Below are 21030 nucleotides of genomic sequence, written 5' to 3' on the forward strand. Positions count from 1 at the left end.
GCAAAGATCGCGTCACAAAAATGTGTACAAGAGATTGGATTGACCTGATCAGTTAATTTTCCGGATTGGTATGAGTCTTATTATTCGTCTCAGAGTTTGTAGAGGCGCTTTACGTTGATCACGAGCTCTGATATTCCGACACTTATTATTAAGCTCTGCTCTCTCTAGCAGCGCTTGATTACGTAAGTTTATACTTGTGGCTATTGGTTCGTTGATTAACTTTTCCTGAGCGTCTTGAGAGCTCTATCTCCTACTAATTTGAACTGGCTGATAAAGATGCCTCGTTTCTAATAACAAGGTTTTGTTGGTCGGTAACTCTTGCTATCTCCCTCTACTTAATAGATTAATCTACAGGCAGTTACGTGAACTCCCCGGTTATAACGGTTTATAGTTGGAACGTTGATGGCTATTTAATTGTTAATTCAGCGTGACTTTAAGTGGGCATCTGTCTGCGGGTAAATATCTTTAAACGCCTTCTCTCAAGGTGATCTCCATTTACTCTTGAGCTTCTAGGTGTCACTTTTCTCTATGACTTCTCTCGAACCTCTTATAAGGACTTGTTTATAAGAATGGTAAAACTACGTACAGACACAACTAAAGTCGTTCTCCGTGTGTTTGAGAAGCCCAGTTGAGCAATTTCATGGTTAGTTGGTTTGTTAGCATTGGGAAGGTAAGGGTTCGATGAGTTTGGTTTATGGCTATTGTAGAAGTTATCTATGGATAAGTAACAGATACAAAAAAGCCGATGCTAGGCATCGGCTTAGTTTGAGACACTTTAAATTAAGCTGGTTGAACTAGAGCGAGCGCTTTACGAGAAACCTCGTGAGCTGCTTTCGTTAAGTTTTGCTTTTCTAGTGCGTCAGATAGGTATCCGTAATCTGAAACATTTGAACGAAGTGCTAGGGCTTTTTCGAAGTGGCTTTGTGCTTCCGCCCACTTCTGCTCTCTTAAGTAGAACTGAGCCAGCGCGCTGTGTGCTTCGGCATTACCACTGTCTTTACTAATTGCACGTTCTAGCATGACCACTACTGGGTGGTGATCGGCTAGGTTCAGCTCTGGAAGCAACATGTAGAGCTCATTTGAACCACTCTTTGCAATGTTCTCTTTGATCACAGTGAAGGCTTCTGAGTCAGCTTTGCGAGCGATCAGTTGCTTCACAAAGCAGGATACAAGGTGCGAACTTTGTTTCTGTTTTCTTGAAAGCTTGTTCCAATGGCTGATTAAACCTTCGCTACCTTGCTGTTGTGCCACATCATGAAGTAGCCCACATTGTGCTTTCTGTTCTAATTCACGTTGCTCATCAGCTGTTAGAAGTTTGTTCTTAACTAATTTAGGAGTTAACTCTAGCAATGGCTGCCATAACTTCAGTTGCAAGTAAGTGGCTTTTAACAGGCCAAGTACAGCAGTGTTATTAGGGTATGTGCCTTTTAGGGTCGAAAGTGTATCGAATGCAGCTTCGTAGTTTGACTCGCTGATTTGCTGTTTAGCTTTAGTTAGCTCAACCGCTAGTAGAGAGTCGTCCTGTTGGCTAGCAAGCTCGATGTACTTATCTCGCTCACTTGTATTACCTTGTTCGTGTGCCGCTTGAGAAGCGACTAAATAACAAAGTAGAGGCATGTCGTGATGGTTAGCCCAACGAGTTACTTTCTTCTCAGCGCCTTTCCAGTCACCTTCAAGTAGCTTGATAATGCCTTCATTGGTATAACGACGAGAACGTTTCAGCTTACGAACACTGAACCAGTTCCAAGTTGTCGAGCTTGCGTACATAAGCTTTTTAAATAGGTACTCTAAGCCGAATAGAGCCGCTAGAAGAGCAATGACAAAGATAACCAGTGTTGTCACGCTCATCTCAATAGTCTTATTCGCAATTGAGATCAGAACGTAGCCTTGTTGACCAGAGAACTGAGTACCAACAATTAACCCAGCACCTAGAACGAGAAAAAGAAAAATCCAACGAATCATTATTTTTCCTCCGTGGTCATAACGGTGACTTCACGACGTAGGCGCTCACGTATCACATCTGACAACTCATTTTGAGATTCAAGCTTTACAGGGTATTTCACAGAGATGTTCTGTTCACTTAGCTGTTTAATCGCTTTCTCAAATTCAATCACTGAGTTGTTATCTTGGTTTAGATAAGCTTTCGACCACTCGCTAGCGGTATTAAGAGCTGCGCTATAGAGTTCACCTTGTTCTTTGTAGACGGCGCGAATCGCGGTTTCTAATTTACCTTTGATGTTTTCACGCAGGTAGAAGTGTTGTTCAGGAGAGAGTAGAGGGATAACTTCGCCATCACGACTACGGAAGGTAATGAAGTTTTCTGAGAAGTCTTTCATCGACGTCATCAGGTTGTTCTGCCAATCATTAATATCTTGCGATACCGCTTTTTTCTCAACAACCGCAGCTTCCGGAAGAATCGCATTGGCAAGCGGCAGTGTATCGACTTGCTGTTGCAAGCTTGTGATACGCAGAACTAAGCCGTCACGGTCGATCAGAGGAATAGTGCGAAGCTTGGTAATGTCATTGGTCATTGATTGACGCAGTGACACTAAGCTCGGGTCATTCAGTGCTGCGATACGTTGATCGGCGCTTTCCATTAACTTGGTTGCGCTAACGGCATCATGCTCGAGGAACAGTTTACGTCCTGCTAGTTTCACAAGGTAATCGGCTTCGGCAAGTAACCAGTCATTCGGGCGGCGACCTTTCACGTCAGCGACTGCTAACTGCAGGCTTTGAATGCTCTTCTGCTGTTGAGATTGCACGACCTGAGTTTTCTCCACCGCGTGTGAGGCTTCTTGGATAGTCTCTTGCTTGATGGTTTGTAGGTCTTTATTTACCGCAGATTGGGTATTTTGAAGTTGTGCTTGAAGAGCGGCTATTTGAGCCGAGTATTCAGCGCTCTTTTGCTGCATTTGAAATGCGATACCGCCACTGAAGATAATTGAAATAGCGATCGCAATAGCGCCTAGTTTGACACCGCGCTTACCTTGCTTTTCTGCTTTCTCTATTTGCTCTTTATGCTCAGCTTGAGGCTGCTCATTTTTAGCGGTATTTGAAGCAGAGGCATCAAGCTTCTGTTCAGGTTGTTTTGTCTCTGTAGAGTCAGCTTTTTCGTTTTCAACAACTACTGGCTGAGTATCTTGTTTCTTTTCAGGTTCAATATGCTCATTATTTTTTTTGCTTGTCATGCTTATTTCCTGTTTCTAGCTAGGGCCGGAGAGCAGCCAGTAATATTTGGTTCGTAGCACTGTGAGTATTGGTCACATTCGAGAAGCCGAGTTGTTGTGCTCGTTCTACAATGCGCTGGCTTGGGACAAATAGATGTCTTGTTGAAAGCCAAGCCAAATACTCATCAGGGGTAATTGAGCAGAGATACTCCAATTGTTCCTGACTAGTGATGACAACTTTGGACGTTTTTTTGTTTATCCATGTTTGATAGGTATTGTGGTCGCTAATAGGAATATATTCTCTACGGTAGGTCTCACAATAAGAGACTTGTGCACCTCGATTGAGTAGAGAATCCCTAATGAGCTCACGCCCACCATTGCCACGTAGTATCAAAATGGACTTATTTTCTACGCCATTAAGTTCAGTAAGTTTAAGAAGATGTTCACTATCACTAACTTGAGGATAGTTTACTTTTTGTTTACAGACTTTGCTTAAAACGTGCGCAGTTTTTTGACCAACGCCAAGATAAAGCGGCGAAGTAGGCCAAATGGATGAGGTTTTTGAAAGGATGCTTTGGGCAGCCGCCACGGCGTGGTGACTGACTGCAATAATGATATCGCTGTTATTAAGCTGGGTGCTTAAATCCGCAGAGTTGGGATTATCCACGATACGAATCAGCGGATGATGGATTGCTTGAACCCCTTCATCCGCTAGTTGTTGGCAAAGCGATTGTCCCTCTGAACCGGGACGAGTCACCAACACTGTCATGATTATTCTTGGTCAACGTAGAGCTTGGTTAAGATTTCTCTCGCGCCATCATCCAGCAATTGATTTGCCAGAGTCACGCCAAGTGCTTCTGCATCTTTGCGAGGGCCAGAGATCTCACCACGAACCATCTTAGAACCGTCCGGTTCACCAACTAATGCACGTAGCCAGATGTTTTCGCCATCTAATAATGAGTAGCTGCCGATAGGAACCTGACAGCCACCTTCTAGGGTAAGGTTCATTGCACGTTCGCACAGTACACGATCAGCCGTGTCTTTATGATTCAGTGGTTCAAGGAGTTTAATCAGACGCTCGTCATCAAGGCGACACTCAATACCAACAGCGCCTTGGCCAACAGCAGGGAGAGACTGCTCTGGTTCGATGAAGCTACGAATACGTTCTTCTAGCTCTAAACGCTTAAGGCCTGCAGCAGCCAGCACGATCGCATCGTATTGGCCATCATCGAGTTTACCTAGACGAGTTCCAACGTTGCCGCGTAGCTCTTTGATGATGAGGTCAGGGCGGTATTCTAACAGTTGGCACTGGCGACGCAGGCTGCATGTACCCACGACAGCACCTTGTGGGAGTTCGTCGATGTTGTTGTAAGTGTTTGATACGAATGCGTCACGCGGATCTTCACGCTCACAAATCGTTACCAGACCTAGACCTTCAGGGAAGTCGACAGGTACATCTTTCATTGAGTGAACGGCTAGGTCAGCACGACCTTCTAGCATTGCTACTTCAAGTTCTTTAACGAACAGTCCTTTACCACCCACTTTAGCAAGCGGAGTGTCGAGGATGATGTCACCTTTGGTCACCATAGTTACCAACTCAACCTCTAAACCAGGGTGAGCAGCTTGCAGTGCATCCCTTACAAAGTATGCCTGCCAAAGGGCAAGAGGGCTTTTTCTGGTCGCGATACGGATTGGTGCTGAATTTGTCATGGTGTTTCCGATATAGGTTCTGTAATAACCTAATCCTACCATTATGAGGCGAGAATTCTTACTGTTTGATCATTCCATACTTTGATAGCTGAGAGATTTTCATGAGTTCACCAAAATAGTGTGATTAGTATCTCATTTGAAACATGGGCTATTATTAGAAATAGTCAATAAAGAGGACACTACGGCGCCGTGAGTTTAACTTTCTGTCATCAAGGAATTGACCAGTATGACGGGTTCCTTTGCTTTACCATTAAGGGTAAAAGTGTTAAATTGATCACGTTTTGTTGCTCCTTTCGTTCAGTAACTAAACAGAACTGCACTTAACCTCAAACCAAGGACTTACCTTGCAGGCTTACACTCAAACTTTGATTCAACGATTAGACAATCTAAATCAGCAGCGCATTGATCGTGCGTTGGCGTTGATGAATGTGCAAGGCCAGCGAGTATTCAACCTTATTCCCGCACTGCTTCACTTCAATCACCCGATGATGCCTGGTTATTATGACCAACAAGTTCCTTCTGGAATTCGTAGCTTCACGCTTAATGAATTCCAAAAGCAATTTGTCTCTGATACCGAATTAACGCTGGGTGGAAAACTCACCGAGACGGATGAACCTGCAATCCTTGGTTTGTACACCATGGGTAGTACTTCTTCTATTGGTCAAAGCACTTCAAGTGATCTTGATATTTGGGTGTGTGTTTCCCCTGATATGGATGGCGCCTCTCGCGATAGCCTAACCAACAAGTGTCTCTTGATTACTGATTGGGCTGAAACCTTAGGGGTTGAAGCGAACTTCTTCTTGATGGATGAAGAGCGTTTTCGTTCGAATCATTCAGAAGAGATGACCGGCGATAACTGTGGTTCTTCACAGCACTTATTACTGCTTGATGAGTTCTATCGCTCTGCGGTTCGTTTGGCTGGTCAACGTTTGTTGTGGCAAATCATTCCGCCAGAAATGGAAGAGTGTTACGACGAGTATGTTCAAGGCTTGTGTCAGGATGGTTACCTTGATTGCTCGCAGTGGATCGATTTCGGCAAGCTGAATCGTATTCCTGCTGAAGAGTACTTTGGTTCAAACCTGTGGCAGCTCTATAAGAGTATCGACTCACCGTATAAATCGGTTTTGAAGGCGATCCTGTTAGAAGCCTATTCATGGGAATACCCAAATACCCAACTGCTGAGTATTGATACCAAGCGTCGCTTCTTCGCGGATGAACCTGATCTGTATGGCATGGATAGCTACTATCTGATGCTTGAGAAGGTAACGCGCTATCTAGAACGCATTAACGACCACACTCGATTGGACTTGGTGAGACGCTGTTTCTACCTTAAGACCCACGAGAAGTTGTCACGAGATGCGGGCATTGGTTCTGTTGCGTGGCGTCGTGAAGCCTTAACTGAGATGACTAAATCTTGGAATTGGGGACATGAAACCATTGCTGAGCTCGATAACCGCCGTAACTGGAAGGTTGAGCAGGTTAAAGTGGTGCACCATGCACTGCTTGATGCCTTGATGCTGAGCTATCGTAATCTGATTCAATTTGCGCGTCGCAACGACATCACTTCTGCAATTAGCCCACAAGATATTAGTATTTTGGCGCGTAAGCTTTACGCTGCGTTTGAGGTATTGCCAGGTAAAGTGACGTTACTGAATCCGCAAATCTCTCCTGATCTGCATGAACCAGACTTGAGCTTTATCGAAGTTCGTCAGGGTCAGTCGAATAAAGCCGGCTGGTACCTGTATAAGCAGCCATTGGTAGCGCATCGTATTCTTGGTCAGCCTTCACTTGAGCACCATGAGTACTTGAGTAAACTGGTTGCTTGGTCATTCTTTAATGGCTTGATTACCGAGTCGACACGTTTGCACTCTGTGGTACGTGACGCTCACATCGATATCGATAAGTTCTATCAAATGGTGAGCGACCTGCGTAATACGTTTTCTTTGCGTAAGCGTCGCCCAAGTATGCAAGCACTGGCGAGCCCGTGTGAGATAAGCCAGCTAGCGATGTTCATCAACTTTGAAAATGACCCGACGTCTGAATTAAGTGGTCGTGCATTAAAAGTGGACCTCAAGAACGCCGATATCTTCAGCTTTGGTGAGGAAGGTAAGAGCTTAGTCGGCAGTGTCGACTTAGTTTATCGTAACTCTTGGCATGAAGTACGTACGCTGCATTTCCAAGGTGATACGGCAATGCTGGATGCGCTGAAGACGGTGCTTGGCAAAATGCACCAAGATGCTTTACCGCCAGAATCGGTTGATGTGTTCTGTTACAGCAAAAACCTGCGTGGTGTGATGCGTAACATGGTGTATCAACTGCTTGCTGAGTGTATCGATTTACGATTGAAACCGATTGAACCCGAGAAGCGCCGCCGCTTTAAGGCTATTCGTTTAGCTAATAAGATGTTTGGTCTGTTCTTCGAACGTCGTGGTGTGTCGGTACAGATGTTGGAAAACTCGGTCGATTTCTACCGTAGCATCTCAACCAATAAGCTCAAAGGCTCACCTTTACTGATGCTCGATAAAGAGCAAGAGTATCAACTGCCAGAAGTGGTGGATGGTTTTGCGAGCGAGGGTTTGATTCAGTTCTTCTTCGAAGATACCGACAAGGGCTTCAATATTTATGTATTGGACGAATCGAATCAAGTTGAGGTGTATCACCAATACAGCGGTGAAAAAGATGAGATGATCGCGAGCGTGAATTCTTTCTACACATCGGTAAAAGATGAGTCGAAGATGTCGTCTAAGTTGATTAACTTTAACCTACCTCAGTACTACCAAATCGTTCATCCTGAAGAAGGCAATTCTTACGTTGTGCCTTATCGTAACGATGCAACTCTAGCTTCTCGGAGCTCAAAGATAGTTAACATCTAGTCTTACTAAGACTGATTGATATTAAAAAAGGAGTGATTGATTCACTCCTTTTTAGTTTTGCTTACAAATGATTAGACCCAATCGATCGCTTCACCTGCGTGCTTCACGCATTCTTCTTTAACCATCTCAAACAGCTCCATGCCCGTCTTTGAACATGTCCACTTGTCGTCAACTAGCTTGAAGTGAAAGCCACCAGATTTAGACGCTAACCAGATTTCTTTCATTGGTTCTTGGCGGTTAATGATGATTTGGCTGCGGTTCTCAAACTCCAGCGTCATCACGTTACCAGTCACTTCGTAATCAATATCTGCCTCTGATTCATCGATAGCTTCTTCGATGTTTTGCATCTGTATATCGACCAGCTGATGAAATTCAGTCTCGTTCATCCTTTCTATCCTATTGCTTTTCCTGAGTGTGGTGCGATTATAGGGGGCATTGAGTTAATAATCACGATATGCAAAATGAAAAAATTAATTGCTGCTCTATTTATGATGTCCGTTATTGGACTTTCTGGTTGTGGTCAAACGGGTCCTTTGTACGATCCTGATGAAGTTCAGCAAACCGAACAATCACAATAAGTGAAAACACGCAGAAATCGTTATTTATAAGGGATAAGAACTTTGGATTACTTCAACTATCAGGAAGATGGCCAGCTTTGGGCTGAGGACGTCGCACTTTCACAACTAGCAGAGCAATATGGTACACCGCTGTATGTATATTCTCGTGCAACATTAGAACGCCACTGGAATGCGTTTGATTCATCGGTTGGTGAGCATCCGCACTTGGTGTGTTATGCCGTTAAAGCTAACTCAAACCTTGGCGTGTTGAATACTTTGGCTCGTTTGGGCTCTGGCTTCGATATCGTTTCTGGCGGTGAGCTAGAGCGTGTGGTTGCTGCCGGTGGCGATCCAGCAAAAGTTGTATTCTCTGGTGTCGGTAAAACAGCCGCTGAAATGAAGCGTGCGCTTGAGTTGAACATTAAGTGTTTCAACGTAGAGTCTGAACCAGAACTAGAGCGATTGAATAAAGTAGCTGGTGAGCTTGGTGTTAAAGCGCCGATTTCACTGCGTATCAACCCAGACGTTGATGCCAACACTCACCCTTATATCTCTACGGGTCTGCGTGATAACAAGTTTGGTATCGCTTTCGACCGTGCTCCTGCTGTCTATGAGTTTGCAAAAACACTCGATAACTTGTCTATCCATGGTATTGATTGCCACATTGGTTCTCAGTTAACGGATATCGAACCTTTCATCGATGCAACCGATCGCCTGCTTGCGCTGATCGACCAGCTACGTGCTAACGGTATCAACATCAAACACCTTGATGTCGGTGGCGGCTTGGGTGTGGTTTATCGTGATGAATTACCACCACAGCCTTCTGACTACGCGAAAGCCTTATTGGCTCGCTTAGACAATCATTCTGATCTAGAGCTGATTTTCGAGCCTGGAAGAGCGATTGCTGCTAACGCTGGTGTATTATTAACGAAAGTCGAGTTCCTCAAGCCAACAGAGCACAAGAACTTTGCCATCATCGATGCAGCAATGAACGATCTAATGCGCCCAGCACTTTACCAAGCTTGGCAGGATATTGTTCCTGTGAGCCCTCGTCAGGGTGAAGCCGTGACTTACGATTTGGTTGGCCCAATCTGTGAGACAGGCGATTTCCTAGGTAAAGATCGTGACCTTGTTCTTGAAGAAGGTGATCTGCTAGCAGTTCGTTCAGCGGGTGCTTATGGCTTCGCGATGTCATCTAACTACAACACTCGTTCGCGTGCGGCTGAAGTGATGGTGGATGGCGATAAAACTCACTTGGTTCGTCAGCGTGAAGAGCTTACGAGTCTGTGGGAACTTGAAAACATTCTTCCGGAGTAATTTTAAGCGTTATGCACTTCCACTTTTCTAAAATGCATGGTTTGGGCAATGATTTCATGGTCGTGGACTGCATTACTCAAAATATTTTCTTTTCTCCAGATTTGATCCGTCGTTTGGCGGATCGTCACACTGGCGTGGGCTTTGATCAGCTACTTGTGGTTGAGGCTCCCTATGATCCAGAAACTGATTTCCATTACCGCATATTCAATGCGGATGGCAGTGAAGTGGAGCAGTGTGGCAATGGTGCGCGTTGTTTTGCACGATTCGTTCGCATGAAAGGCTTAACGAATAAGTACAGCATCAACGTCAGCACCAAGAAAGGTAAAATGGTTCTCAAGATTGAAGAGAATGACCTGATCACGGTGAACATGGGCATTCCTGAGTTCGAACCCGGTAAGATTCCATTCAAGGCCAAGCAGCCAGAGAAGACGTATATCCTAAGAACGGATGTACACACCTTATTCTGTGGTGCGGTAAGCATGGGTAACCCACATGTGGTTACCGTGGTTGATGACGTCGACACGGCTGATGTGGACACCTTGGGCCCTCTACTTGAATCACATGAACGCTTCCCTGAGCGTGTTAATGCTGGCTTTATGCAGGTCGTTAACCGTGAAGAAGTTCGCTTGCGTGTTTACGAGCGCGGCGCGGGTGAAACTCAGGCATGTGGCAGCGGAGCGTGTGGCGCAGTTGCCGTTGGTATCACTCAAGGCTTACTGGCTGAGAATGTGAAGGTTCGTCTACCCGGCGGTGACTTACACATTAGCTGGCAAGGCCCGGGTAAACCTCTGTTTATGACTGGCCCTGCAACGCATGTGTTTGATGGTCAACTTTCTTGCTAATAACAACCCAAAACAAATAGATTCATAAAAATAAAGGATAGGTTTTGTCTTACGTTGAAGCCGACGCACTCACCGCAGAAGTGGTCGCGGAATATTTACGTGATAACCCAGATTTTTTCCAAGACCGAAAAGATTTGGTTGATCGCCTTGCTATCAATAACGTTGAGCAGGGCGCTGTTTCTCTGGTTGAGGTTCAGCTTAAACGCCAGCGTCATCGAATCGAAGAGCTTGAAGAAGAGATCACTGGCTTGATGTCGTTGGCAGCAAATAACGATAAAACCTTCTATGAGTTTATGGATCTGCAAGCGCAAGTGCTGAAATGCAGTGACTTTATGCAGGTGATAAAAGCCGTTGAACAAAAAGCGTTAGATCTTGGGCTTAAGGCTCATGTTCGAATTCTTTCGCAATCTGGCTTTTATCAGTTGAGTGCTGAGGGTTACTCTAAGTTTTCGCTTAACCATTTCAATGGCAAAGATGCTTATCTTGGGCGCTTGAGAAAAGCCGACAGACACGATTTGTTTGGTGATTATCCAGTTCCAGAGCTAGGCTCTTATGTAGTACTACCGCTTGCTAAGCAGTCTCCATTGGGTTTGCTCGCCTTTTCTAGTGAAGATGGCGGACATTTCCAACCCCATATGGATACGCTCTTTTTACGCCATTTAGCACTTGTTGTCGCTCATTTGGCGGACACCTTACCTTGGCAGATAAATAATGAGCCTAGAGCCCAAAATACCTCTTCCTAACAGCCTTCAAAAGCCACTTTCTCGCTTCTATGAATATCTCAGAAGCGAGAAGGGGCTCAGCCTACACACCCAACGTAATTACAAACAACAACTTGAAACCATGGCCGGTCATTTAGTCACGCTCGGACTTAAAGACTGGGGGCAAGTCGATGCGGCGTGGGTCAGACAACTAGCCAGCAAAGGCATGCGTGAGGGAATGAAAGCGAGCAGCATCGCGACTCGCTTATCGTCATTGCGCAGCTTCTTTGATTTCCTTGTGTTGCGTGGCGAAATGACCGCCAATCCAGCTAAAGGTGTCTCTGCACCTCGCAAACAACGCCCTTTGCCTAAAAACCTCGATATTGATGAAGTGGGTCAACTGCTTGATGTGAATGAGGACGATCCATTGTCGATTCGTGATCGAGCGATGATGGAGGTGATGTATGGTGCTGGATTACGACTGGCAGAACTGGTCGGCATCAATCTTAAAGATGTGTTAGGTCGACAAGGCGAAATTCGAGTGATTGGTAAAGGCGACAAAGAACGCAAAGCGCCTTTTTCTGGTTTAGCTAAAGAGTGGGTCGATAAATGGCTCAAAGTTCGTGGTGAATTGGCTTCACCGGGTGAAACTGCGCTGTTTGTCTCTAAGCTTGGGACTCGTATCTCTCACCGCAGTGTGCAAAAGCGCATGGAAGAGTGGGGCAAGAAGCAATCTGTCGCGAGTCATATTAGCCCGCATAAACTGCGTCACTCCTTTGCAACGCATGTGCTTGAATCGAGCCAGAATCTTCGTGCTGTTCAAGAGTTGCTTGGCCATGAAAACATCTCGACGACTCAAGTGTATACCCACTTAGATTTCCAACACTTAGCACAGGCTTATGATCAGGCTCACCCGAGAGCTCGTAAGAAGAATAAAGATTAGATTAAAGGGTTTACTATGCGAATTTATCGAGGGTTAAAGCCCATCAAAGCCATGACCTTTGACTTGGATGACACCCTGTATGACAACTGGCCTGTGATCATGAAGGTTGAGAAAGAGATGGCACAGTGGCTTTATCAAAAGCACCCAGTGTCGGCTTCTTTATCGCTTGAAGAGTGGCAGGGCATTAAGCAGCAAGTCGCATCTGAAAACCCAGCTTTGAAACATGATGTCACCGTGTGGCGTGAAACTCAGATTAAGAGTGGTTTGCTGCAATTGGGTTACTCCCTGCCGCAAGCAAAGCAAGCGGCTCGAGAAGGCATTGAGCATGCCTTGTGGTTGCGTAATCAAGTCGATGTCCCTCAAGAAACGCATCGAGTGATGTCTGAACTTAGCCAACGTATTCCTCTGGTTGCGATTACCAATGGCAATGTCGATCCACACAAAATTGGCTTAGGGCTGTACTTTCAATTAATCCTTAAAGCCGGCCCTGATGGCAGAGCAAAACCCTATCCAGATATGTTTGAAAAAGCTCAGCAACACCTAGATTGCGACGCTGAGAATATTCTTCATGTTGGTGATCACCTTAAAACGGATGTCTATGGAGCCAAGCAAAATGGCTTCCAGGCGTGCTGGTTTAATGACACTGGTTCCAATTTATACCGCTCCCCTAAGGCGAGTGTGCTCCCTGATGTTGAAATAGACCAACTTAGCGATCTTATGCGACTAATTTAATGGCTTGGTAAGCTTATTGTGTCGCATTTACGATAGTGAATTGTTACATTAGTCGCCTATAAAAGCCTGATTAGGCTAGGATAATTGGCGACTACTTTTTATCGATTCATTTCAGTCATAGCAGTGGTTGCGGGTTATTACTTCACTCGATTTTGAACAAGGGTTGGCATGCAAACATTTACATTTCTCGCAAATACTGAGGCGTTATTTAGAGCTCAATTTGATCAGCGAGAATGGTGTGACAGCAAACAGTACCTTATTCAAATTTTCTCAGCACAATCTTCAGATCTAGCTCGTCAAATCGCGGGTGTTGCCCTCAATCGTTTAAACAATGCGACGCTAATTGGTCAGAGTGCTCGTCATGTTATCTGTGATAATTGTCTTGAAAGTGCATGCACCTTAGTTATCATCAGTGAGTTCAACGAAACCCATCTAACTTCTGCGGTCCAGCCTTTTTCCGGCAATCCAAATCAAGACAGCCAAGACTTAGCTTTTCAATTGCGCCTTACAGAAGACACCAAAACGGTCATCAGCTTGTGTGATCAGGTTGAAGGGCGTGATTATCCTATTTATAGCGCTTTTGAAAATTTACCTTACGCCTTGCCGATAGCTGGTGGACTGTGCCATGAGAATGAATTTGGCCGTTGGGTTATGTATAACGAGCAAACCTACCAGCACGCCTGTGTTGCTGTGGCTCTGACTAACCCAAGATTGAAGGTTTGGTCGGACGCGTACTCTGAGTGGAACCCGATTGGGATGAAGCTACGAGTCACACACGCAATCGGAAATCGCTTATACGCATTGAACGGCAAGCCGGCTATTGAAGTATTTAAACATTACCTTGCGGATGGCAAAGACCTTCCTTTTAGCCAGCTGATGAGCTTTCCGCTTTATCGAGAACTTGGCAGAAAGAAGGGTATCTCGACGCCGCTACGTATTAATGATGATGGCAGTATCGAGTTTGATAGCCCTTGGCATGTCGGTGAAGAGGCGCAGTTTTGTTATAACCACCCATCTCTCACTGCAGAAAAGGTACGCCACGGGGCCGAGATGCTAGCCATGCATCAGCCTGAATCGGTGATCATTTATAACTGTGTATCTCGACTTGAGTTTATCGACAGTAAACTTGAGCTCAAGCCATTTGAAGGGATAGTGAATACATGTGGTGCCTACTGCATGGGGGAGCTATACCGTAATGAAGACCGCCAAGAGATACTGCACCATAGCCTGACTTATATCGCTATGCGCGAGTCTGACGAGATTAAAGAGTTTCATTGCGAAGACTTTCAGTGTGGCTCAACCGTGTCGCCATTGCTTAACCTTGTCAGAAATGCAGTCGCTGATCTTGACAGTATGAATACTCAGATGGAAAAGAAACTCCATCAACAAGCGCGTCGCTTAACCGAAAGCTATCGTATTGACTCGCGTACTGGTTTGCCGAACCGTATCGTATTGAAAGAACGCCTCAATACTATTCTGTTTAGTGAACACTTACTCACGTTAAAGCTCACGAATTTCCATCAAGTTAACGAAAAATACGGCTATCAAGTGGGTGACCAGTTACTGCTTGATCTGTCTAATCACTTCATCGAGCGATTGCAGCTTCGTGTCGTCAAAGAGCCTCGCGTGAAAGTAGAGCTGTTCAGTATTGGTGTCGGAGAGTGGGCGATTATCTTTAATGCCAGTGTTGGTAGTGCGAAAATAAAAGAAGGTTTCGTTGAGTTCGCCGATGACATCGAACACATAAATTTTGAGCCGTATGGTTTGGCTGATATTGATTACTTGTCAGTTTCTCTGTGTGGCGGCTTTGCTAGTCGTTGTGACTTCTTAACCGACAGTGGTGACGAGATCTTATTGAAAGCGATCGAAGCTCGACGCTATGGAGTGCGTAATAATACCCATATCACCAATGCCAAAGACATTCAGGTGAGCGAAGAGGACCGAAAAGAGCAACTTGGTTGGTTGAGCTGTGTGAGCCGTGCAATTTTAGATCAGAACATCATCACTTACTCACAGCCGATTGTGGAATCGGGTACGCACGAAATGATTGGCCAAGAGTGTTTGGTCAGAATCATGGAGTCGGATGGTACTATTGTGCCACCAGGAAAGTTCTTACCTATCATTGCTGACACCCACCTATACACGCGCCTTAGTCGACACATGATTAAGAGCACTATTGGCTACATGGCAGATAAGCAGAGTTCGTTTTCTATCAATCTATCCCCACAAGATTTGTTGAGCGACAAGACGCTTGAGGTGCTTGAGGCTGCGATCAGTGGTATGAACGATCCTACTCGACTTGGTTTAGAGGTTTTAGAATCAGAACAGATTAAAGATTATGGCCGCATGATTGAGGTGTGTGATCACTTCCGTGCTCTGGGGGCGAGAATTATTGTTGATGATTTTGGCTCTGGTTACTCCAACATCGATGAAATTATCAAGCTAGAGCCGCAGATCATTAAGCTCGATGGTAGCTTGATTCGTAATATCGACAAAGACCAAAAACAAAGAAACATCGCTTCTCAGTTGGTTCGTTTGTGCCAAGTGTTCAACGCCAAAACGGTCGCTGAATTTGTCCATAACCAACAGGTTTGTGAGATAGCAGAGCAAATGGGTGTCGATTATCTGCAGGGGTACTACTTTGGTGAGCCTAAGCGACTGTTTTAGCAGTTAAAGCTTCTAGCATTGTGTAACTACTGACGATAAAAGTACTGCGCCGCCATTAATGACTGCTTTTTGGTGGAATGAATGATGTCTAACTAAGGTCACATTATTCATAACACGATCGTAAGTATTCCGTGCAAGCCTTATCTATAATAAGCACAATAACAAATCATTAACGTAACGATTAATGTGAATATGCAGTCGACTTCTCTCCTGATACAAGACATTGAGCAAACCCAACGTGAATTGGAAAAGATAGATTTTCATCAACATGAAAGCCTACTGATTCAGGTGTTTTCGTCTTTCGAGAAAGGTTCTGTTTTGGCTGCCTGCCAAGTGATTCAATCGACTTTTCCCAATGCCAAACTGATTGGTTGCAGTGCTAACCACTACATCAGCCAAGGTGTCATCCTGCACCAAGGTCTTTATCTGATTGTTAGCCGCTTTGACGCGACGTCTTACTCTTGTGGTGTTGTCGAATATAGCGAACAACCATTACTCGATAGCCACGCTATGTGGCAACAGCTTGAGTGCAATGATAATACTCAAAGCATCATCTGTTTCGCAGACCGCTTGCAGATAAATAACCGAGATCTATTTTCAGCGTTTGAGCAGTCGAGGTATTCATTACCTATCTGCGGCGGAGCATCGACCATCACAGATAATGGACGTTGGGTGATGTTAGATGGCATTTGCTATGAAAATGCCTATGTGATGTTGGCGTTGCACAGTGTCGAGCTCTCCATCGCTAAGGGTTATTACACTGAATGGAATCCGATTGGTCGAACTTTTCGAGTGACCGGTGCTCAAGAGAACCGGTTGTTGGAACTGGATGGGATGCCTGTTCGCGAACTCTACAATCGTTACCTCGCTGATGGCTTCGAAGTGCCTTTTGAGCAACTGCATAACTTTCCCTTGATGGTCGGTGACCCCAAAGAGCAAAACATTCACTTACCGCTCAAGGTAACGGAAAGTGGGGAGATAGAATTCAGCGGCCAGTTCCAAGTGGGTGATGAGGTCCGGTTTTGTTATGACCATCCATCTTTGACCCTAGAGCAAATACGACTGGGCGTGCAGCAGATCGCCTCTCATAGGCCAGAACAGTTCTTCATTTACAACTGCACTTCTCGTATCGACTTTATCGATGGTAACCAAGAGGTTGAGGTTTTCCAAAAATTGGCCGACAGCTATGGCGTTTACTGCATGGGAGAACTTTATCAAGAGAATGGCCAACAGCGAATCTTGCACCATAGCCTCACTTATCTTGCGCTTAGAGAAGGCGAGGGTAAGGCGGTATTGCCATTAGAGACGCAACCCGCGACCAACATATCCCCTCTGTTTTCATTGATCCGAAATGCACTGCTTGATGTCGATGACATGAACAACAGCATGGCGAGTAAGATTCAGCAGCAAGCCACTGCATTGACGGCAAGCTATCGAATTGATCACCGTACAGGTTTACCCAATCGAAGTGTGCTGCGTGAGAAACTGTCGAAAATGAGCAGTGACAGCCACTTACTAGCTTTGAAGGTCACGACCTTTGGTCAGATCAATGAGAAGTATGGCTATCGAGTGGGTGACAAGCTTCTGCATGATTTGAGTGAGTACTTTCAAAAGGCGCTGTGGCAGTTCTTTGATGAGGGCTGTCAGCTCTACAGTATCGGTATTGGTGAGTGGGCGGTGGTGTTTGATAGTTGGGCGAGCCAAGAACATATTCATCAGCGATTCTCGGAATTTGCCGATCAAACCGAGCATGTGAATTTTGAGCCTACCGGTTTACCCGATATTGATTACTTGTCGGTGTCTATCTGTGCGGGTATCGCCAGCCGTCGAGATTTCCCGACTACCTCTATTGATGACTTATTGTTGAAGGCGATTGATGCGAGGCGCAGCGCTGTCAGCCAGAACAAGCACCTAGTGAGCGCCAAGGCACTCATTCAATTGGAGAAGCATCGCCAAGAGCAACTTGGTTGGCTGTCGTGCGTGAGTCGCGCGGTGCTTAATCAGAATATTGTGGCGTGCTCTCAGCCCATAGTTTCAGCACACAGTCATCAGGTAGAGAGCTACGAGTGTTTGGTTCGAATTGAAGAGGACGGTCAGTTAATTGCACCGGGTAAGTTCTTGCCAATCATTGAAGGAACCCATCTCTATACACGCCTCAGTCGTCAGATGATAACGCGCACCTTCGATTTTATGAGTCAGCGAACCGATTCGTTCTCAATTAATTTAGCGCCACAAGATTTCAGCAATGAGAAAACCATTCTTCACCTTGAACAAGCGATCAAGAAAATCAGTCACCCACAGCGTATTGGCTTGGAGGTGTTAGAAACGGAACAAATTCAGGATTACGGTCGCTTGATTGAGGTGTGTAATCACTTCCGCGATCTTGGTGTGAATATTATTGTTGATGACTTTGGTTCGGGCTATTCGAACATTGATGAGATATTGAAGCTAGAACCACAGGTGATCAAGCTTGATGGCAGTTTGATTCGCAATATTGATAAAGATAAAAAGCAGCGCAAGATCGCTCAGCAGTTGGTGAGCTTATGCCAGATTCTGAATGCTAAGACGGTGGCGGAGTTCGTTCATAATGAGCAGGTGTGCCGTATTGCTGAAGACATGGGGGTCGATTACTTGCAAGGGTATTACTTTGGTCAACCTCAGCGTTTGTTTTGATGGAGCGAGCGTTTCACGTGAAACACTGGTTGGCTCAATAACGAAAATACGATGTAAAAAGGGTGAGCTTATGGCTCACCCTTTTTGTTTCAGTTTTACGTTACTTACCGCAAGCCTCTACGTGGCTTCCTCTATTTGAGTGAATGACCACATTTATCCGCTTGAAACACCTTTAGGTAGTGTTGGTAGTAATCGTTAATCAACTTAGCCGGTTCGGCTTCACCTAACGTTTTTAGCAACTCAACGCCAACTTCGCAGGTACATAAGTGGCCGCTGTCTTGATTGCGGCGCAAGGTGTATGACGATTCAGTCGTGATATCGAGATGGATTTGAGGAATGGTGTTTAACCACGCGCTCTTGTTGAGCATTTTCTTCGCTTCCTGCCATGTGCCATCCAAGATGATGAATAACGGCTTACGATCTCCAGCTACAGATGACACGGCTTGCTGGCACTCAATACTGTTGTCACTTGGAAACAGCAAAAAAGGCTGCAATGCTTTGTCTTCGAGTAAGGCAATCAACTCTTCTGGTGGTGTTTTTCGTTGCCATACGAAGGACTGACATTGCTGAATAGATTGCTCAAGTAACTTTCCGGTATTGGTGTCTCTCGACAGTTCATTCTCATGAGTGAGCAGTACAAGATCAGTTTGGCTTTCAACACTTGGTATACGGTGACAAATACATTGATGAGTGAAGCCACAACCACCGCAAGCTTGTTGATTACTCATGGTTATAGCTTAACTCCGCTTTGCGCTGGTGATATGCCATCAGCGAACAGAACCACATCGCTGATATCAGCATCATTTGCAACTGGAGCGACACTTGGATTCAGTGGGTAGCTAACACCGGTGTAAGACAGCGTGTGCTTCGCAGGTGTTGCTCCACCGCCGCTGACATTGAAGATCAGATCCTGCCAGCCATGATTTTGCGACTTTCCTAAGCGTATATCGCCTTTAACCAGTGTCACTCGGCTATTGAAGCGCCAGTTGTCTTGGTGGTTTTCAAAGATAAGCAACGTACAGCCACCTGAACCACACCAGTCGAGTTGAGCAAACAACTCTTCTTTGCCATCACCGTTCAGATCGTAGGTTAGCCAGCGGTACTGAGTATTGCCTGGATCGGTGTTGTTGATCTTAAAATACTCACGGATCGCTTGGTCGACTTTTTGATCAAGTTGATCACTCGAGTTTATCTGCTTTGCGGTGAGATCAACGTTGGTGGTCGTATTCACCTGCGCTTGTTCACTCTTGGCTTCGAATAGCACTAGACCGCCATTGGCAATAGGGTAGACAACATTGCCCACTTTCTCTTTTTCAGCGACCAGTTTGCCGTTATCGAGTGTGAAGACGCGCTCAGAGATTAAGTACTGTTGCTGGTGACGAGTCATCACAACCTGTACCTGATTTTGGTTAAGTTGCTGCCAGAAGCCCTGTTCAACAATAGAAGGATCGCCATTGCTGTACGAGTAAGTTGTAATAGCGCTGTGGTCGTCGTTGAGTTCTAGGTTGATAGAGAAGCCAGTGTTCTGCGTTGAGCTTGCGAAGTAGAGTCCACTCCAGTTCAGCGTTGGATCTTGATTGGCCACCATTGCACAACCATTGTAGTTGCTGTCATTGAGATTAAGTTTGGCGTGCCAGCCATAGATAGAGTCACTCATGCCATCGCTGCAGCTCTCTTTTTTAAGGTTTAGCTCACCTTGTCCCTGATTACCTTTAAGCTGGTAGTCGCGAGTGCTTGGTGAGGTGCGGCTTGATTCGATATCGAGGCGCTGAGGTTCTTCGCCCATCTTAGTGTATTTCAGCTGGTCTTTATCGAAGGTTGCTGACCAGAAGGGTTCATTACCAAATACTCGTGTTGAGCGCAGCGGTTGGACGCAGCGATCTGGGTTCTCTGCGGTTAGGATGTTCACTTGGTCAACCACGAAACGCGCTGTGAAATCTGCGTTATAACCCGTTTGGCTCGGCACGGTTAGGTGACCAATCAGCTCGCCATATAAGGCTTGGTAAGGTCTCGTTGAGAGCCCTTGTGCTTCTAACGCTAACTCTGGAGATAAGTCTAACCAGTATTGTTGTTGGCTACCGCAAGGAGTGAAGGTTCGGCTTTCATGGCCAACCACCACCTGACCACGCATGATGAAGGTTTGCGGTTGAATGCTCAGTGGCTCATCCAAGTTTGCTGGGGGCTGTTCAGGTTGTTGCGGCGTATCAGGTGCCGTAACACAGCCTTGTAGAGCGAACGCGACTAGCCATGTCACTGGGTTTTTCATTACCTTCATGTTATATCTTCCTCGGAGCAACCGTTAATTGGATTTATTATGGCATATTGGTTATTTAAAACAGAACCCGACACCTTCTCTATTCAGACTCTTAGAGTACAAAAAACCTCTTGTTGGGAGGGTGTACGCAACTATCAGGCTCGAAACATGATGCGTGATGACGTCAAGCTTGGCGATCTGGTGATGATATACCACTCATCATGTAAAAAAGTTGGCGTAGCGGGGATCGCTAAAGTAACCAGAGAAGCCTACCCAGACCACTTTCAGTTCGACCCTGAGAGTGATTACTACGATCCTAAGTCTTCACCCGATAACCCACGCTGGATCATGGTGGATGTCGAGTTTGTGCGAGTGACTGAGCGCTTGATTCCTTTGGTTACGCTTAAAGCCATGCCTGAACTCTCCGAAATGCCCTTGGTGAAACGCGGTAATCGCTTATCGATCATGCCGGTTACCGAACAAGAGTGGCAGGCAATCTTAAGCAAAGAAGTGTTAGGTTCTCGATAGCGTTAGAGAGAGCTTTTTACGTAAGGTTCAAAAAAGGCAGCCAGTTGGCCTGTCTCTTGATCACAA

The 21030-nt window shown here is 45.5% G+C and carries 17 protein-coding genes; 10 read left to right on the plus strand and 7 right to left on the minus strand.

What is annotated here, in order from left to right; all coding sequences use genetic code 11:
- Nucleotides 1-780 precede the first annotated feature (780 nt).
- Genes AB4371_RS10860 through hemC form a run of 4 tightly spaced genes read right to left on the minus strand, consistent with a single transcriptional unit; the run spans nucleotide 781 to nucleotide 4877 of the window.
- Nucleotides 781-1962 carry a heme biosynthesis protein HemY gene (locus AB4371_RS10860; RefSeq protein WP_017063752.1) on the minus strand — a complete coding sequence of 394 codons (1182 nt, stop codon included), beginning with the start codon at nucleotides 1960-1962 and terminating at the stop codon, nucleotides 781-783.
- Nucleotides 1962-3188: a uroporphyrinogen-III C-methyltransferase gene (locus AB4371_RS10865; protein ID WP_017061006.1), complete on the minus strand. Its 1227-nt coding sequence runs from the start codon at nucleotides 3186-3188 to the stop codon at nucleotides 1962-1964. Before AB4371_RS10865 ends, AB4371_RS10860 begins: the two co-directional genes overlap by 1 nt.
- Nucleotides 3189-3207: 19 nt before the next feature.
- A complete protein-coding gene (locus tag AB4371_RS10870) occupies nucleotides 3208-3936 on the minus strand; it encodes a uroporphyrinogen-III synthase (protein WP_017061007.1) in 729 nt (242 codons plus the stop codon).
- A gap of 2 nt (nucleotides 3937-3938) precedes the next feature.
- A complete protein-coding gene (gene hemC / locus AB4371_RS10875; RefSeq protein WP_017061008.1) occupies nucleotides 3939-4877 on the minus strand; it encodes a hydroxymethylbilane synthase in 939 nt (312 codons plus the stop codon).
- A gap of 344 nt (nucleotides 4878-5221) precedes the next feature.
- Between hemC and AB4371_RS10880 the strand changes: the two genes are divergently transcribed.
- On the plus strand, nucleotides 5222-7750 hold the full coding sequence (locus AB4371_RS10880) for a class I adenylate cyclase (protein ID WP_137001938.1): 2529 nt from the start codon (nucleotides 5222-5224) through the stop codon (nucleotides 7748-7750).
- A gap of 71 nt (nucleotides 7751-7821) precedes the next feature.
- Here AB4371_RS10880 and cyaY read toward each other — a convergent pair whose 3' ends face one another.
- Nucleotides 7822-8136 carry an iron donor protein CyaY gene (gene cyaY, locus AB4371_RS10885; RefSeq protein WP_017061010.1) on the minus strand — a complete coding sequence of 105 codons (315 nt, stop codon included), beginning with the start codon at nucleotides 8134-8136 and terminating at the stop codon, nucleotides 7822-7824.
- Between the two features lie 75 nt (nucleotides 8137-8211).
- On the opposite strand from cyaY, the gene lptM reads away from it, so the two are divergent.
- From lptM to AB4371_RS10925, 8 genes are all read left to right on the plus strand, one after another.
- Nucleotides 8212-8328 carry an LPS translocon maturation chaperone LptM gene (gene lptM / locus AB4371_RS22620; RefSeq protein WP_017063757.1) on the plus strand — a complete coding sequence of 39 codons (117 nt, stop codon included), beginning with the start codon at nucleotides 8212-8214 and terminating at the stop codon, nucleotides 8326-8328.
- Nucleotides 8329-8370: 42 nt separating this feature from the next.
- Nucleotides 8371-9624 carry a diaminopimelate decarboxylase gene (lysA, locus tag AB4371_RS10895; protein WP_017061012.1) on the plus strand — a complete coding sequence of 418 codons (1254 nt, stop codon included), beginning with the start codon at nucleotides 8371-8373 and terminating at the stop codon, nucleotides 9622-9624.
- Between the two features lie 11 nt (nucleotides 9625-9635).
- On the plus strand, nucleotides 9636-10466 hold the full coding sequence (gene dapF, locus AB4371_RS10900; RefSeq protein ID WP_017061013.1) for a diaminopimelate epimerase: 831 nt from the start codon (nucleotides 9636-9638) through the stop codon (nucleotides 10464-10466).
- Between the two features lie 44 nt (nucleotides 10467-10510).
- Nucleotides 10511-11209, plus strand: a complete 699-nt coding sequence (locus AB4371_RS10905) for a DUF484 family protein (protein WP_017061014.1) — start codon at nucleotides 10511-10513, stop codon at nucleotides 11207-11209.
- Complete coding sequence (gene xerC / locus AB4371_RS10910; RefSeq protein ID WP_372149696.1) at nucleotides 11178-12110, plus strand: tyrosine recombinase XerC; 933 nt, start codon at nucleotides 11178-11180, stop codon at nucleotides 12108-12110. Before AB4371_RS10905 ends, xerC begins: the two co-directional genes overlap by 32 nt.
- A gap of 15 nt (nucleotides 12111-12125) precedes the next feature.
- Nucleotides 12126-12842, plus strand: coding sequence for a 5-amino-6-(5-phospho-D-ribitylamino)uracil phosphatase YigB (gene yigB / locus AB4371_RS10915; RefSeq protein ID WP_372149698.1), 717 nt, complete (start codon nucleotides 12126-12128; stop codon nucleotides 12840-12842).
- A gap of 168 nt (nucleotides 12843-13010) precedes the next feature.
- Entirely contained in the window at nucleotides 13011-15509 is a 2499-nt protein-coding gene (locus AB4371_RS10920) for an EAL domain-containing protein (RefSeq protein ID WP_372149700.1), read from the plus strand.
- Nucleotides 15510-15701: 192 nt separating this feature from the next.
- Nucleotides 15702-18182: an EAL domain-containing protein gene (locus AB4371_RS10925; protein ID WP_372112370.1), complete on the plus strand. Its 2481-nt coding sequence runs from the start codon at nucleotides 15702-15704 to the stop codon at nucleotides 18180-18182.
- A 131-nt stretch (nucleotides 18183-18313) separates the two neighbouring features.
- Here AB4371_RS10925 and AB4371_RS10930 read toward each other — a convergent pair whose 3' ends face one another.
- The gene (locus tag AB4371_RS10930) at nucleotides 18314-18910 is read right to left on the minus strand and encodes a tRNA-uridine aminocarboxypropyltransferase (protein ID WP_102394385.1); all 597 of its coding nucleotides are present in this window, start codon (nucleotides 18908-18910) and stop codon (nucleotides 18314-18316) included.
- A gap of 2 nt (nucleotides 18911-18912) precedes the next feature.
- Nucleotides 18913-20457, minus strand: coding sequence for a COG3650 family protein (locus AB4371_RS10935; protein ID WP_102394384.1), 1545 nt, complete (start codon nucleotides 20455-20457; stop codon nucleotides 18913-18915).
- A gap of 39 nt (nucleotides 20458-20496) precedes the next feature.
- On the opposite strand from AB4371_RS10935, the gene AB4371_RS10940 reads away from it, so the two are divergent.
- Nucleotides 20497-20964 carry an EVE domain-containing protein gene (locus tag AB4371_RS10940; protein WP_017061021.1) on the plus strand — a complete coding sequence of 156 codons (468 nt, stop codon included), beginning with the start codon at nucleotides 20497-20499 and terminating at the stop codon, nucleotides 20962-20964.
- Nucleotides 20965-21030 lie beyond the last annotated feature (66 nt).

It is taken from the genome of Vibrio sp. 10N.261.51.A3 (assembly GCF_041471965.1).
GTDB lineage: Bacteria > Pseudomonadota > Gammaproteobacteria > Enterobacterales > Vibrionaceae > Vibrio > Vibrio crassostreae_C.